This is a genomic window from Labilithrix sp., from assembly GCA_019637155.1.
GTDB lineage: Bacteria > Myxococcota_A > Polyangia > Polyangiales > Polyangiaceae > Labilithrix.
This window is the reverse complement of record JAHBWE010000009.1, coordinates 1-13998: the sequence shown is the minus strand read 5'-3', so window position 1 is coordinate 13998 and position 13998 is coordinate 1. Positions and strand designations below refer to the sequence as shown.

Below are 13998 nucleotides of genomic sequence, written 5' to 3'. Positions count from 1 at the left end.
ATCAGCTCCCGGAGCGCATCACGACGCAGGCGGTGATGCCGCCGATGCCGAGCATCAGCTTGAAGCCGACGCGCTCGCCGGTGAGCGGCTTCATCCCGGCGACGATCGACTCGGGGCGGCGGACGTCGCGATGGATCGCGCGCGCGTCGATGTCGGTCGAGAGCGCCTCGCCCGCGCGGAGACCGAGCGCGAGGGCGGTGAGCTCCCAGCCGCCCGAGTTCGCCATGCCGTGACCGAGCTGCCCCTTGCGCGCGGTGATGAGCGTGTGCGCGCTCACGAAGTCCTGCACGAGCGACAGCTCGTTGAGGTCGCCCGGCGTCCCCGTCGCGTGGAGGTCCGCGATCGCGATGTCCTCCGGCTTCACGCCTGCCTCCTCGAAGGCGCGCGAGATGGCGCGCTTCGGGCCCGACACCGACGGCGTGATGATGTGCTCGGCGTCGGAGGAGAGCGCGATGCCCTCGACCCAGCCGCCGACCGGCTCGCCGGTGACGCCTTGCGCGCGCATGTGCTCCTCGTCCGCGAGGATCCAGATGCAGGAGCCGCCGGAGAGGTGGGTGCCGCGGAGCGACGTGAACGGCGAGTTGACCGCGCCGGTCGCGGACATGACGCGCGCCTCGTGGAACGCGCCGACGAGCGCGGGGTCGGGGCGCGGATCGGTCGTGCCGACGATCGCCATCTTCGCGTCGCCGGAGAGGATCGCGTCGCGCCCGCACTTCAGCGCGACGCCGAAGGTGGAGCACGCGCCGACGGGGGCCCACGCCGCGCCGTGCACGTCGAGCAGCATCGTGATCTGCGCGGCGGGGGCGTTCTGGATGTTCCAGATCAGGTCCGGGCTCACCGCGGTCCACGGCGGCGGCGGGCAGCCGACCTCGTCGAGGAGCGCGCGCAGCGCGCGGACGCGCCGGCGGATCGCGTCGAGGTGCGCCTTGTCGGACGCGACCTGGCCCTCCGGCGCCTGCGCGGCGTTCTCGACCGCGGCGAGGCGGACGAGGAAGTCCGAGAGCGCGCTCGATCGCGCGGCCCAGAACGCGTCCCACGCGACGCGCGCGTCCTGGCGCGCCTCGCTGTCGACCGGGAGCGTGGTCGGGTTCGGCGGCGGAGCCACGCCGCCCGCGTCGCCCGTCTCCTCGAAGGCCCTCCGCGCCGCGCAGCGCGCGGGGTCGGCCCAGAAGTGGTTCCACTCCCGCGTCGCGCGGTCGAGCGAGCGCACGGCGGCGTAGCTCTGGGGGAGGTCGCCGACGCCGGAGCCGACGTAGACGTGGCAGCGATCGTCGAGCGCGCGCGCGATCTTCTCGAGCCTCGGCTCGCAGCGCATCGCCTGCACGGTGGCCCCGAGCGCGAAGAGGACGTTGTCGCCCATCTTCTTCTTGAGGCGCGCGGCGAACGCTTCGCCCTTCCGCTCGGCGATCCAGCCCGCGTAGTCGTCGAGCACGAAGTCCGGATCGCCGACCGCGAAGAGGCCGCTCCCGAGCTCGGGCCGGCTCGCGGTCTTGAGCGCCGTGGAGCCGGATCGCAGGAGCTTCTCCAGCGCGTCGATGTTCCGGGCGCCGGGCGCGATGACGCCCCACCCGTACACGCCTACTCGAGGCCTCAGTTTTTCCCCGCTTTGACGCACGGCAGCGCTGGAGTATCCATCCCCTACCGCTTCCGATCCATTCGCATTCCTTTCAGGTTTTCAATCATGCCGTCCAAGAAGCAGCCGCCCCGAAAAAAGCCGCAGCAGGCGCGCGCACAGCAGACGGTGAACGCCATTTTGGAGGCGACCGTTCAGGTTCTGGAGCGCGAAGGTCCCGAGGCCGCGACGACCACCCGCATCGCGGAGGTCGCCGGCGTGAGCGTCGGGACGCTCTATCAATATTTCTCCCATCGTGACGCGATCTTCGACGCGCTCCAGGAGCGCGAGTTCACGAAGGCGATCGCGCTCACGCAGGAGATCCTCAGCGAGGACAACCTGCCGAAATCCCCGCGCGAGGTCGTGTGCGCCTGCGTCGAGGGGATGCTCCAGCTCCACTCGAGCTATCCCGGTGTGCACCGCGTCCTCGCGATGGAGGGGCTCCGCACGGCGAAGGCGGACCGCCTTCAGTCGTTCGACCTTCGAATCATCGGACTGGTGCGCCACTTCCTCTCGGCCACCGGCGCGAGCGTCCGGCGCAAGAACGTCGACGCCGCCGCGTTCATCGCCTTCCAGTGCGTGCGCGCGGTCATGCTCGCGAGCTTGCTCGAGACCTCCCCCGGCCTCAACGACGCGACGATGGTCGAGGAGCTCGTCGACCTCCTCATGCGTTACCTCGTCGAAGAAGAGGCGACCGCGGTCGCCCCCGCGCCCGAGTCGGCGGTGAAGACCGCCGCGCGCGCGTAGGGTACGCTCCGCGCACCATGCGCTCCCATCGACTTGGTCGTCTCGCGTCGTTGACCCAGGGTGTCGCGCTCGTCGGCCTCGGCCTCGCGGGCGCCGGCTGCGGGAACGATCCGCCGCCGGTGACGCCGGTCGCCGATCCCGCCGCGAGCGCCGCGCCGCCGCCGACGACTCCGGCCGCGACGGGCGAGGCCGAGCCGCCAAAGCCTCCGAATCCGCCGCACGTCAACGCGCCGGAGACGCCGGAGCACATCAACGCGCCGAGCCCGTCCACGTCCGCGTCCGCGTCCGCTCCGCCGCTGCCGAAGCACGTGAACTCGCCGGCGCCGGCGGATCCGCCGCACGTGAACTCGCCGCCGCCGAAGAAGGGCCCGTAGCTCCGTGTATCGCCTGAGGCGGGTCAGCGGCGACCCGCTCGCGCTCACGGAGGAGCACGAGGCGATCGCGCGTCCGCGCAAAGGAGCCGTCGACTGGGACGCCTTCGATCGCGCGGCGTACCGCGCCGAGGACCTCGACGCGGCGGCGCGGCTCTGGAGCGCCCGCGCGGTGCAAGAGATGGCGTCGCTCGCGATCTTCACCGAGCTCGCGAGCAAGCTCCACCTCCTCGGCGCGCCGCTCGACTGGTCGGGCGCGTTCGCGCGGATGATCGCGGACGAGGTCCGGCACACCGATCTCTGCCTCCGCATGTGCGCCGCGCTCGGGCGGCCGGCGGAGCCGGAGATCGATCCGAGCGCGCTCCACCTCCTCCGCGATACGTCGCCGCGCGCGCACGTCCGCCAGACGATCGTGGCCGCGTTCTGCATCGGCGAGTCGATCAGCGGGCGGATGTTCCGGCGCGCGCTCCGCGTCACAGACGTCCCGCTCGCGCGCGAGGTCGTCGGCGCGATCGTCGTCGACGAGACCTTCCACGGCGAGCTCGGCTGGGAGCTCGGGGCGCTCCTCATGCGCCGCGATAGTCCCGCCTTCGACGAAGAACGCGATTCGTTGGCGGCGCGCCTCCCGTCCCTCTTCCGTCACTACGCGCGCCTGTGCGGCGCGACGCGCGGACCGGCGTGGGCGCGGAGCGAGCCCGAGGTCCTCGCCGGACCGAACTTCGGCACGCTGAGCGACGCGGGCTACGCGCGCGCGTTCTTCGACGGGATGGAAGAGGACGTCGTGCCGGGCCTCGTCGCGATCGGCCTGCCCGAGGCCGAGCCCGCGTACGCGTCGCTGCTCGAGGCTACTCCCCGAACTTGAAGGTCTTGCCGACCGTGACCGCGTCGCCCTTGAACGCGGGGACCTTCGCCTTCTTGAACGCCTTGGTCATGCACTTCGCGACCGGGGTGCCGATCCACGGGCCCTTGTCGATCTTCACGTCGGACGCGTCGCCGGCGGGCGCGAACGTGATCGTCACGTGGCCGTCGCCCTTCGCCGCGTTGGTCGCCTTGCACTTCGAGAGGTCGACCTCGTTGATCGCGGTCGCGGCGGCGATCCGATCGAACTCCGGCCCTGCCTCGACGTTCCCCTTCTTCTTCGGCTGAGCGTCGGCCGTCGTCGAAGCGAAGACGGCGACGCAGGCGAACAGAGCGATGGTGACCGGTGTAGGCAGGAGGGACGCTCGCATCGAGAGGGGCGAGTGCAACCGCGGTGCCGAGACGGTTGAAGAATGCATCCTTCCTCGATCTCGTCTCGATCTCGCGGAAACGAGGTGATCCGACCCCTGCCGTCAGCGTCGTGATCGTGGATCCCGACGCACCCACGTGTTCCGGCGCGTGCTCAGGCAAACAGGCCTCGGTTGCTCCGCCAGCACGGTTTTTCCTCGATTTTTCCTCTCCCGCGGACGCGCTTGGGAGACGTAGACGAGACCGAGTATGGTGGCCGCGACATGGCCGCGGCGACACTGAAAGACCTCCCGCCGCGCGACGCTCCGAGCGACGCGATCCTGAGCGCGTTCCTGAACTACGTGAACGAGCGCGGGCTCGAGCTCTACCCCGCGCAGGAGGAGGCGATCCTCGAGATCTTCGAGGGCGCGAACGTCATCCTCGACACGCCGACCGGTTCGGGGAAGTCGCTCGTCGCGGAGGCGGCCCACTTCTACGCCCTCGTCCGCGGCGAGCGGTCCTTCTACACGTGCCCGATCAAGGCGCTCGCGAACGAGAAGTTCTTCGCCCTCGCGCGCGCGTTCGGGGCGGAGAACGTCGGGCTGATGACGGGCGACGCGACGGTGAACCGCGACGCGCCGATCATCTGCGCGACGGCGGAGATCCTCGCGAACATGGCGCTCGCGGAGGGCGATCGCGCGCCGGTCGACGTCGCGATCATGGACGAGTTCCACTACTACTCCGACCGCGAGCGCGGCGTGGCGTGGCAGGTCCCGCTCCTCGCGCTGCCGAACGTCCGCTTCTTGCTGATGAGCGCGACGTTCGGCGATCCGGAGCCGTTCAAGGCGCGCCTCACGAAGATGAACGGCCTCCCGACCGCGGTCGTGCGCTCGACGCTGCGTCCGGTGCCGCTCGACTTCACCTACAAGGAGACCGCGCTCGGCGAGACGATCTCGGACCTCATCCGCCGCGATCTCGCGCCGGTCTACATCGTCAACTTCACGCAGCGGGCCTGCGCGGAGGAGGCGCAGAACCTGATGAGCTCCGACTTCTGCACGAAGGAGGAGAAGAAGCAGATCAACGAGGCGCTCCTCGGCGCGCGCTTCGACTCGCCGTACGGCAAGGAGCTCCAGCGCTTCATCCGGCACGGCATCGGCATCCATCACGCCGGCCTCCTCCCGAAGTACCGGCTCCTCGTCGAGAAGCTCGCGCAGCGCGGCCTCCTCAAGATCATCAGCGGGACCGACACGCTCGGCGTCGGCGTCAACGTGCCGATCCGGAGCGTGCTCTTCACGCGGCTCTGCAAGTACGACGGCGAGAAGACCGCGATCCTGAGCGTCCGCGATTTTCAGCAGATCAGCGGCCGCGCGGGGCGCAAGGGCTTCGATGACAAGGGCAGCGTCGTCGCGCAGGCGCCGGAGCACGTGATCGAGAACCTGAAGCTCGAGGCGAAGGCCGGCAACGACCCCGCCAAGAAGCGGAAGATCGTGAAACGGAAGCCGCCCGAGTTCGGCTACGTCCACTGGGACAAGTCGACGTTCGATCGCCTCGTCGCGAGCAACTCCGAGCCGCTCGTCTCGCGCTTCTCGCTCACGCACGGCATGGTCGTGTCGGTCCTCGCGCGCGAGGAGGACGGCGGCTGCATGGGGCTCGCGCACCTGATCAAGGCGTGCCACGAGCGCCATCCGCAGAAGCGCATCCTCGGACGGCAGGCGATCGAGATGGTGAAGGCGCTCCGCACGGCCGGCGTCCTCACCTGGGACTACGACGACGACGGCCGCCGCTTCCCCGTCGTCAACGCCGACCTCGGCGAGGACTTCTCGCTCCACCACGCGCTCTCGCTCTACCTCCTCGACACGCTCCCGCAGATCGAGAAAGAGCGGGAGACCTACGACCTCGACGTCCTCACGATGGTGGAGTCGATCCTCGAGGACCCGGACGCGATCTTGCGGCGCCAGCTCGACAAGCTGAAGGGCGAGAAGGTCGCGGAGCTGAAGGCGGCCGGCGTCGAGTACGACGAGCGCATGGCCGAGCTCGAGAAGCTCGAGTACCCGAAGCCGAACCGCGACTTCGTCTACGGCAGCTTCAACCTCTTCGCCGAGAAGCACCCGTGGGTTCGGAGCGAGAACATCCGGCCGAAGTCGATCGCGCGCGACATGCTCGAGCAGGTCATGTCGTTCCAGGAGTACGTGCGCGAGTACGGGCTCGAGCGGATCGAAGGTGTGCTCCTCCGTTATCTCTCCGACGTCTACAAGACGCTCGTGCAGACGATCCCCGAGTGGGCGAAGGACGAGCGCGTCGACGACGTCATCACGACGTTCCGCACGATCGTGCGCCAGGTCGACTCGAGCCTCCTCGACGAGTGGGAGCGGCTGAAGGATCCGCACCAGCTCTTCGAGAAGCCGCCGGAGCGCGAGGAGCTCGAGCCGGTCGGCATCAAGGACATCACGCACGACGTGAAGGCCTTCACCGTCCTCGTTCGCAACGAGGTGTTTCGCCTCGTCCGCGCGCTCGCCCGCGGCGACTTCCCGGAGGCGGGCCGCATCGTCGCGAGGACGCCGGAGGAGGCGTCCGGCGAAGGCGCGCGCATCCAGAAGGCGCTCGAGCCGTTCTGGACGACGCACCGCTCCATTCGCGTCGATCCCGAAGCGAGAGCACCCAAGCACACAGCGATCGATCGCGGCATGGAAGGCGTGTGGCGCGTCCGCCAGGTGCTCCTCGACGAAGAAGAGGACAACGACTGGTACTTCGACGTGACGATCGACCTCGCCCGCTCTCGCGACGCATCGCGTCCAGTGCTCACCCTCGAGCGCTTGGGAACCTAGTCTTTCAACGTCGGGGGCTTTGCCCCCGACACCCCCACCCCAGACACGGCCCTCGCGCTGCGCGCTCGGGGCGCTTCGCGCCCGCATTCGCGGCCGCTTCTGGGGCCCCGTTTTGCTGCTACGCGTTTGGGGCCCCGTTTGGAGCCCCGTTTTGCTGCTACGCGTTTGGGGGCCCGTTTTGCTGCTACGCGTTTGGGGGCCCGTTTTGCTGCTACGCGTTTGGGGGCCCGTTTTGCTGCTACGCGTTTGGGGCCCCGTTTGCTGCTACGCTTTTGGGGCTTTGGGGAAGAAGGTCAGTCTCCGGGTCCTCGACGATGCGGCCGGTCGTGGGCCGGTGAAGACGAGGGCGCGGGGGAGCGTGCTCGGGAAGCGGCCGTCGATCGAGGCGGCGCGGCAGCGGCTCGGCGGACGGATCTCGCCGGACGATGCGCCGCCGCAGGGGCTCGCGCACGGGCTCGTCGTCGGCGTCGCGGGCGGGCGCAACACGATCGTGCCCGGCGTCGTCGTGTTCGCGTCGCGGAGCGAGGTGCACGTCCTCCTCGACGGCGTGCGCCTCCGTCGCGTGCTGCCCGATCACGTGCGCACGTACACGGGCGACGTCTCGCTCGCGCTCTCGAAGATCGCGGGCGACGCGCAGCTCTTCGCGCGGCTCGCGGAGGGCGAGGCGGTGCGCTACGCGGGCGACGACGGCACGCTCGTGCAGGCGAAGGTGGTGGAGAAGTGCCGGTGGGGCGCGCTCGTCGCGCGGGACGACGGCGCCGTCATCGCGGTCGGCTTCCGCAAGCTGTGGCCGCTCTCGGCCGGCGGCGAGGTGTGACGCTCCGCTCCGAGCTCGTCGCCGTCGTCGACGGGCTCCTCGCCGACACGAAGCCCGGCGCCGCGATCGAGCTCGACGCGCTCGGCGACGCGATCGGCGCGCGGAGCGTGAGCGCGGACGAGATCGACGCGATGCTCCGGCTCATCGAAGCGCGCGGACACCGCGTCGAGACGCGCCCCGGCGGCGGCGGCGAGGCGGCGCTGAAGGAGGTGCTCGCCGCGGCCCGCGTCCTCCGCGCCGAGCTCGGCCGCGCGCCGCGCGCGTCGGAGATCGCGGCGCGCGCGGGGCTCGCGGAGATCGACGTCCGCCACGCCCTCGCGCTCGCGCGCATCATGCAGCGCTGATCGCGCGAGCTTTTTCGGGGAAGGTATTCGGTTTCAGAGGCCGCGAGTGGTCGCGTCGGGGCGGCGTGCTACCCCGCACGCCATGCGTAGCTTGCTTGTGCTTTCGGCTCTCCTCGCGGGGCTCGGCGCCTGCGCCTCTATCGCGGAGGACTCGGGTGTATCCGCCGACGATCTCGTCACCGGCGGCGTCTGCTCGACGCTCGACTACGGTCCGCGCGCGGACGCGAAGGAGCTCTATCGCTTCTTTGCGAGCAACGCGGAGCTCGAGACCGCGGCCAAGGCGCTCGTCGCGTCGGGCTTCGTCGCGCAGTTCACCGGCGCGGGCGCGACGGTCGCCGGCGTCGACAGCGACGAGCGCGCCGTCCGCCTCGTGGGCGAGGTCTTCGAGGGCTACCGGAAGGTGTTCCCGGAGGAGACCGCGGGGCTCGACAAGGCGCCCCCGGTCGTCATCGTCCAGGCGGCTCCGGTCAACGCGTTCGCGCTCGGGAACTTCATCGAGGACGGGGCGCTCGTCCCGAAGAGCCCTTGGTGCTTCTTCGTGAACAGCGGCCTCCTCGCGCACGGCAACACGGACGACGAGCTCCGCGGCGTCATCGCGCACGAGCTCGGCCACCTCATCCTCCAGACCTTTCGCCCCGACGTGCAGGCCCGCGTCCGTCACACGTACACGCTCGGCACCGAGAGCGAGGACGGCATTCTCGGCGCCGCGCAGCCGGACGATCCGACGCTCGCGCCGGCGATCGGTCGCCTCCTCCAGGGGCAGACGCGCAACGGCGCCGTCGCGCACCTCGGCATGAACGTCGTCGCGCCCGGCATCTACATCCGTCTCCTCGGCAGCCAGCTGCGTCCGACGCCGGCGACGCAGGAGGTCTGCGCGTCGGTGCAGCCGAAGCTCCTCGCCCTCGGAACGAAGCAGATGGAGTTCCTCCCCGGCGCCGCGGCGCAGGACCTGACGCCGCGGATCCCGAACGCGACGGAGCTCGCCGAGCTCGAAGCCCTCACCGCCGATGCGATGACGGCGATCGAGGCGTGCGCCGCCCCGAACGCCGTCGACGTCGGCTCGCTCGGCGCCATCTCGGCGCTCCTTCAGGGCCTGCCGCCGAGCGCCGCGTCCGACCCGAGCAGCCCCGTGTTCGCTCAGATCCAGGCCGGAATGCATCCGCTCGAGCAGGAGGTCGACGCCGAGATGCCGACCGCCACGTTCTTCGATCGCGTCGTGCGCGCGGAGCCGCGCGTGCGGAACGACATCGTCGCGATCCGCAGCTCGCTCGATATGTCACGTGTCCGCGTCTACGACTACGAGGAGGACGCCGACGACGCCTCGATGCGCGTGCTCCACGCGATCGGGAAGGATCCGCACGGCATCGGCAACTTCACCCTCTCGCTCCTGCCGGCGGAGCAGAGGGCAGCCTGCATCGCCGACGTCGCGGCGGGCAAGCACATCGGCTTCGGCGAGGCGTACGACGTCCACCCGTTGCCCTGCTGGCGCTACTACCACGCGCAGCAGTTCACGAAGGCGCTCGAGACCTGCAGCCCGGCGCCGACGAAGCGGGCGCTGAAGACGTCGCTCCCGCTCATCGCGAACGATCCCGCGAGCGTCTCCGGCATCCCGCAGCGCTGAGGCTATTGCCGCGCGTAGACCTCGAGCTGACCGCCCTGACCGATCCACTTGATCGTGAGCGTCGCGGCGTCGAGCGAGTAGCGCCCGCTCGAGCCGCCGAAGTCTCCGTCGAACCCGTCGGTGCAGTCCGCGTTCGCCTGGTACATGCCGGAAGAGAACGTGATCGTTCCGCTCTCCTTCCTCGTCGCGCCGTTCTGAACGGTCGTGATCTTCGAGTAGGTGCGGCCGGCCGCGTTCGTGCCGATGCGAAGGACGCTGGCCACGGTCTGGGGACCGCCGGGCTTCTGCGGCGAGATCGTGCGCGCCGTCATGACGTACGTCCCGTCGACGACGGTCTCTCCACCCGACGGCGGATCGGGGACCGCGCCGTTGGCGCGCTCGTCGGTCACGAACGAGGACGGGCTCTGGAGGCCGAGGCACCCGGTGCCTCCGTCGCCGCCGCCCGCGTCGTTCGGCACCGGCTCCGGCCCCGCTTCGGGGAGCGTGCCGGAGTCGGGATCGGTCCCGCCTTCCGGCGTCGTGGTGGAGGCTTCGGTCGGACACGCGCTCGCCGAGACCTGGAAGGTCGAAGCGGCCCCCGCCGCGTTCCTCACTTCGCCGGTGGCCGAGGCGAACTCGTCGCCGGCGCGTGTCAGGCTCCCCGTCGCGGTGATCCCGTTCGAGGCGCTGGCCGAGAACGTCGCGTCGTCGTGCGATCCGCTCGCGACCGCGTTCACGACCCCGCTCCCGCCGTTTCCGGCGAACGCGAAGACGGCGAGCTTCTCGCCGCCGCGCTGCGCGAGGAGGACCGCGTTTCCTTGCGCGAGGCCGCCGGCCACTTGCCCGCAGAGGCGATCGATGGGCCCGACGCCGAAGTCCCGCAACGTCCCTTGGTACGTCTGCCCGCCGATGGTCGCCGTCCCCTCGAAGGTGCGATCTTTGTAGGCTCCGTCGAACGATATCCCGACGTCGGTCGTGCCCGTCGCGGTGATGGTCCCGTTGATCGTGTCGAACGTCCCTTGGATGGTGAGCGCGCCCGCGCGCGTGTTCAGACGAATCGTCCCCGTCACCGTGTACTGCTCGATGATGTTGCGCGGCTTGATCGACGATTTGCCCACGTCTCCCGGCGCCTTCGGCGCGAGGGTGAGGTCGATCGTCCCGAAGTCGTCGGCGCCGACGAGGACGCCGCGATACGTCGTCCCGACCGCCGCCGGGGGCGCCTCGTTCTTCGTCTCGTCGTCCGAGCACGCGGTCGCGGACATCGCTCCTCCCAGGAGCGCGACCAGACCGAGAGCCGATAGGCGCCTGCAAGCTCTCTTCACGCGCTCGGCCGAACGCCCCGACACCTCGACGATTCGATCTTGCTTCGAGTGCACTAGACCTCCAATCCCGACTTCATCGTCACGATAAATCTCGGGGCATGAGGCGCGTCAATCTCGTGCGCGGCGGCCGACGCGCCCTCCGCGCGTCGACAGTCAAACAATCGCGAGCGAAATGTGTTCGTGTTTACGGTCAGGCGTAAGCACTTTTCCGGCAGTCGGCAGTCGGCAGTCGGCTCACGGCCGGCGCTCCTCTCGCAGCGCGGCACGATTACGAGCTTGGGTCATTGCCCGATAGCGTCTGCCTAATCGCGTATTCGCCGTCGCGTCGATTGTTCGTGCTGGAGCAACGATGAGTCGCGGCTCCCCGGCCTGTCGTCGGAGCACCGGCGTCTTACGGTAAGGGTCTCGGAAGGAAGGCCATCATGGTCAACAGCACGACAGCAACGACGACGAACGGCTTCGATCGCGGCATCGGCAAGAGCCTCCGCGGCATGGCGACGAGCGACGGCGCGGGGGTGAAGCTCACGCGCGTGATCGGCAACGCGCTCCTGCGGCGCCTCGATCCGTTCCTGATGCTCGACGAGTTCCGCTCCGACGAGCCGCAGGACTACCTCGCGGGCTTCCCCGATCACCCGCATCGCGGCTTCGAGACGGTCACGTACATGATCGCGGGGCGCTTCCGTCATCGCGACAACAAGGGCCACGAAGGCATCCTCGCCGCCGGCGGCGCGCAGTGGATGACGGCGGGCCGCGGCATCGTCCACTCGGAGATGCCCGAGCAGGAGGAGGGCCTCGTGCACGGCTTCCAGCTCTGGCTGAACCTCCCCAAGAAAGACAAGATGAGCGCGGCGACCTATCGCGACGTGCAGGCGGAGGAGATCCCGCACGTGCCGCTTGGCGGCGGCGTCGTGGTGCGCGCGCTCGCGGGCACCGTGGGCGGCGTCATCGGCCCGATCGCGGGTCGCGACACCGAGCCGGTCTACTTCGACGTCGAGATCCCCGCCGGCGCGACGGCGGAGATCCCGGTCCCGGCGGGGCACGAGGGCTTCGTGTACCCGTTCGCGGGTGACGTCGCGATCGGCAACCGGTCGCTCGCCCGCGGCGAGCTCGGCGTCCTCGCGGAGGGGAAGGGGACCGCGGGCGTGCGCCTCACCGCGAAGTCGGACGCACGCGTGCTCGTCGTCGCGGGCAAGCCGATCGGCGAGCCGGTCGTGCAGTACGGCCCGTTCGTGATGACGACGCCGGAGGAGATCGAGCAAGCGATTCGCGACTTCCAGGCGGGCCGCTTCTGAGCGCCGCTCGCTTCTGAGCGGCGCTGGCTTCCGAGGAGCGCTGCTCAGCGCGACGGCGGGTCGGCGCAGGCCATTTCCGTGCACGCGATGTAGCCGTCGGCGCCGCACGTGCAGGTGTTGCAGCGGTCGAGCGGGACGGAGTCGCCGGCCGAGTACCACTTGCCGTCGTGCTCGCAGCCCTTGCTCGGCGGCGGCGGCTCCACGGGCGCCTCGCAGGTCTTCACGGTGCACATGATGCCGATGTCCGTGCACGTGCAGCGATTGCAGCCGTCGATCGAGGGGAACCAGTCGCCGAGCTGGTAGGTCGGCGAGGGCGCGGGCGTCGGGCGCGGCTCCGGCGCGGGCGGCGGATCGGACGGGTAGGACCAGCAGCGGTAGTTGCCCTGCTCGTCGGTGGCGCATCCGCCGCTCGAGCCGCCGCTGCTCGACCAACCGCTCGAGCCGCCGCCGTTCGAGCCGCTGCTCGACGTGGTCGAGCCGCCGCCGCTGCTCGACCAACCGCTCGAGGTGCTCGAGCCGCCGCCGCTCGAGCCGCCGCTCGAGGTGCTCGAGCCGCCGCTGCTCGACCAACCGCTCGAGGTGCTCGAGCCGGAGGGGATCGGCGTGGGCTCGCCGTCGGCGTCGTACGACCAGCAGCGGTAGTTGCCGTCCTCGTCGGTGGCGCATCCGCCGCTCGAGCCGCCGCCGCCGGGGCTCGGGGACACCGTGTTCGGCGGGTCCGCCGGCACGACGGGCGCGTCGTTGCCCCAGCTGCAGGTCTTGCCGTCGCCGGTCGGCTTCCCGTCCTTCTTCTTCTGGACGGCGAGCTTCGACGTGTCGAGGCCGGCGCCCTCCGAGCTGCCGCTGCAAGCGAAGGTGGAGGCGGCGAGCGTGAGACCGAGGACCGAGAGGAGGAGCGAAGAGGAGCGGAACATGGTCCGGTCTACTTCAAGAGCTGGTCCATCACGAAATGCCTATTTCTAGGCATTTCGGAGTTGAGCCACTGTGCCACTTCGAGCCGGCACAACCGTGCCCCGTCAGGGGTGGCGCACGATCCAGCGCGGGCCGCCCTCATGGGCGGGCGGCCGTCACGTGCGGCGGCGCGGGCGCTTCGGCTTTCGTGTGTCGCGCATGCCGCGTTCGAGGAGCTCGAGCGCGGACTGTTGGTCCTTCATCGCCGCGAGCTTCGCGATGCGGCGGAAGTCGAGCTCGGGGAGCAGCGCGCTCTTCGTCGCGAGGACGTAACCGCCCGAAGCTTTGCGACGATGGATGGTGAAGGCGCCGTCTTCGAAGATCCACACCTCCGGTATGCCGAACCCGTCGTAGACCTCGAGCTTGTCGACGAGCGGTGTCGTCTCGATCACCTCGAAGACGATGTCCGGGAAGCCTCCCGCTGCCTCCAGCGTCCGCCCGACGACCCAGCACTCGTCCGGCTCGGCGCCGCGCTGCTTCGCCTCTCGCCGAAAGGTGGTCGAGCCGTACCCGTTGAGCGGGAGGCGCGCGAGGAAGGCGTAGGTCTCGATGAGGCGCGCGCTGGTCGTCTTCGCGGTCTCGTGCTCCGGCGATGGCGCCATGATCTCGAGCGCTCCTTTCAGATAAGTCATTCGCACGCCGGGCGCGTCGAGCGCCTCACGCGCGATGACGTAGTCCCGCCACCTGACGCCGTGGATGACGATCCGTCGCTCCCCCGACTCGGGACGCACATACGAAAGAGCGGCGACCATGATCGCGTAACAGTCTAGCGCGTTCGCGCAGCGCCGCTCGGGAAGTGTGCGCGCGGACGCGACCGTGTAAAGTCGAGCGATGCGTCTTCTCGGTTGTCCTGCGTGTGCTCGTCATCTCCGTGCGGACGAGGTCCGGTGTCCGTTCTGCGAGAGCGCGCT

13 protein-coding genes are annotated in these 13998 nt (G+C 70.0%); 8 read left to right on the top strand and 5 right to left on the bottom strand.

All coding sequences use genetic code 11. The features are described 5' to 3' along the window. Nucleotide 1 precedes the first annotated feature (1 nt). Entirely contained in the window at nt 2-1576 is a 1575-nt protein-coding gene (locus KF837_19750) for a beta-ketoacyl synthase (GenBank protein ID MBX3229564.1), read from the bottom strand. 105 nt (nt 1577-1681) lie between these two features. On the opposite strand from KF837_19750, the gene KF837_19745 reads away from it, so the two are divergent. From KF837_19745 to KF837_19735, 3 genes are read left to right on the top strand one after another with little or no spacing between them, the layout of a single operon-like run. Further along, nucleotides 1682-2359 carry a TetR/AcrR family transcriptional regulator gene (locus tag KF837_19745; GenBank protein MBX3229563.1) on the top strand — a complete coding sequence of 226 codons (678 nt, stop codon included), beginning with the start codon at nt 1682-1684 and terminating at the stop codon, nt 2357-2359. Nucleotides 2360-2409: 50 nt separating this feature from the next. After that, entirely contained in the window at nt 2410-2733 is a 324-nt protein-coding gene (locus KF837_19740) for a hypothetical protein (protein ID MBX3229562.1), read from the top strand. 4 nt (nt 2734-2737) lie between these two features. Further along, a complete protein-coding gene (locus KF837_19735; GenBank protein MBX3229561.1) occupies nt 2738-3592 on the top strand; it encodes a ferritin-like domain-containing protein in 855 nt (284 codons plus the stop codon). Here KF837_19735 and KF837_19730 read toward each other — a convergent pair. After that, on the bottom strand, nt 3576-3959 hold the full coding sequence (locus tag KF837_19730) for a hypothetical protein (protein MBX3229560.1): 384 nt from the start codon (nt 3957-3959) through the stop codon (nt 3576-3578). The two genes, KF837_19735 and KF837_19730, sit on opposite strands and share 17 nt — an antisense overlap. A gap of 261 nt (nt 3960-4220) precedes the next feature. Between KF837_19730 and KF837_19725 the strand changes: the two genes are divergently transcribed. The 4 genes from KF837_19725 to KF837_19710 all read left to right on the top strand — a co-directional run bounded on the left by KF837_19725 (nt 4221) and on the right by KF837_19710 (nt 9543). After that, nucleotides 4221-6761: a DUF3516 domain-containing protein gene (locus KF837_19725; GenBank protein ID MBX3229559.1), complete on the top strand. Its 2541-nt coding sequence runs from the start codon at nt 4221-4223 to the stop codon at nt 6759-6761. Between the two features lie 334 nt (nt 6762-7095). Then, on the top strand, nt 7096-7578 hold the full coding sequence (locus tag KF837_19720; protein MBX3229558.1) for a hypothetical protein: 483 nt from the start codon (nt 7096-7098) through the stop codon (nt 7576-7578). After that, nucleotides 7575-7922, top strand: a complete 348-nt coding sequence (locus tag KF837_19715) for a hypothetical protein (GenBank protein MBX3229557.1) — start codon at nt 7575-7577, stop codon at nt 7920-7922. Before KF837_19720 ends, KF837_19715 begins: the two co-directional genes overlap by 4 nt. A gap of 82 nt (nt 7923-8004) precedes the next feature. After that, nucleotides 8005-9543 carry a M48 family metalloprotease gene (locus KF837_19710; protein MBX3229556.1) on the top strand — a complete coding sequence of 513 codons (1539 nt, stop codon included), beginning with the start codon at nt 8005-8007 and terminating at the stop codon, nt 9541-9543. 2 nt (nt 9544-9545) lie between these two features. On the opposite strand, the gene KF837_19705 is transcribed toward KF837_19710, so the two are convergent. Then, nucleotides 9546-10784 carry a hypothetical protein gene (locus KF837_19705; GenBank protein MBX3229555.1) on the bottom strand — a complete coding sequence of 413 codons (1239 nt, stop codon included), beginning with the start codon at nt 10782-10784 and terminating at the stop codon, nt 9546-9548. Between the two features lie 482 nt (nt 10785-11266). Here KF837_19705 and KF837_19700 point away from each other — a divergent pair, with 482 nt between their 5' ends. Continuing rightward, on the top strand, nt 11267-12136 hold the full coding sequence (locus KF837_19700) for a pirin family protein (GenBank protein ID MBX3229554.1): 870 nt from the start codon (nt 11267-11269) through the stop codon (nt 12134-12136). A 44-nt stretch (nt 12137-12180) separates the two neighbouring features. Here KF837_19700 and KF837_19695 read toward each other — a convergent pair whose 3' ends face one another. After that, a complete protein-coding gene (locus KF837_19695) occupies nt 12181-13050 on the bottom strand; it encodes a hypothetical protein (GenBank protein MBX3229553.1) in 870 nt (289 codons plus the stop codon). A 153-nt stretch (nt 13051-13203) separates the two neighbouring features. After that, on the bottom strand, nt 13204-13839 hold the full coding sequence (locus tag KF837_19690; protein MBX3229552.1) for a Uma2 family endonuclease: 636 nt from the start codon (nt 13837-13839) through the stop codon (nt 13204-13206). Between the last annotated feature and the right edge of the window lie 159 nt (nt 13840-13998).

What these genes read in the sequence shown, in the direction of transcription:
- KF837_19705 (MBX3229555.1), bottom strand. Translation starts at nt 10,784, where the DNA reads ATGTCCGCGACCGCGTGCTCGGACGACGAGACGAAGAACGAGGCGCCC.
- KF837_19700 (MBX3229554.1), top strand. Translation starts at nt 11,267, where the DNA reads ATGGTCAACAGCACGACAGCAACGACGACGAACGGCTTCGATCGCGGC.
- KF837_19745 (MBX3229563.1), top strand. Translation starts at nt 1,682, where the DNA reads ATGCCGTCCAAGAAGCAGCCGCCCCGAAAAAAGCCGCAGCAGGCGCGC.
- KF837_19690 (MBX3229552.1), bottom strand. Translation starts at nt 13,839, where the DNA reads ATGGTCGCCGCTCTTTCGTATGTGCGTCCCGAGTCGGGGGAGCGACGG.
- KF837_19695 (MBX3229553.1), bottom strand. Translation starts at nt 13,050, where the DNA reads ATGTTCCGCTCCTCTTCGCTCCTCCTCTCGGTCCTCGGTCTCACGCTC.
- KF837_19730 (MBX3229560.1), bottom strand. Translation starts at nt 3,959, where the DNA reads ATGCGAGCGTCCCTCCTGCCTACACCGGTCACCATCGCTCTGTTCGCC.
- KF837_19725 (MBX3229559.1), top strand. Translation starts at nt 4,221, where the DNA reads ATGGCCGCGGCGACACTGAAAGACCTCCCGCCGCGCGACGCTCCGAGC.
- KF837_19710 (MBX3229556.1), top strand. Translation starts at nt 8,005, where the DNA reads ATGCGTAGCTTGCTTGTGCTTTCGGCTCTCCTCGCGGGGCTCGGCGCC.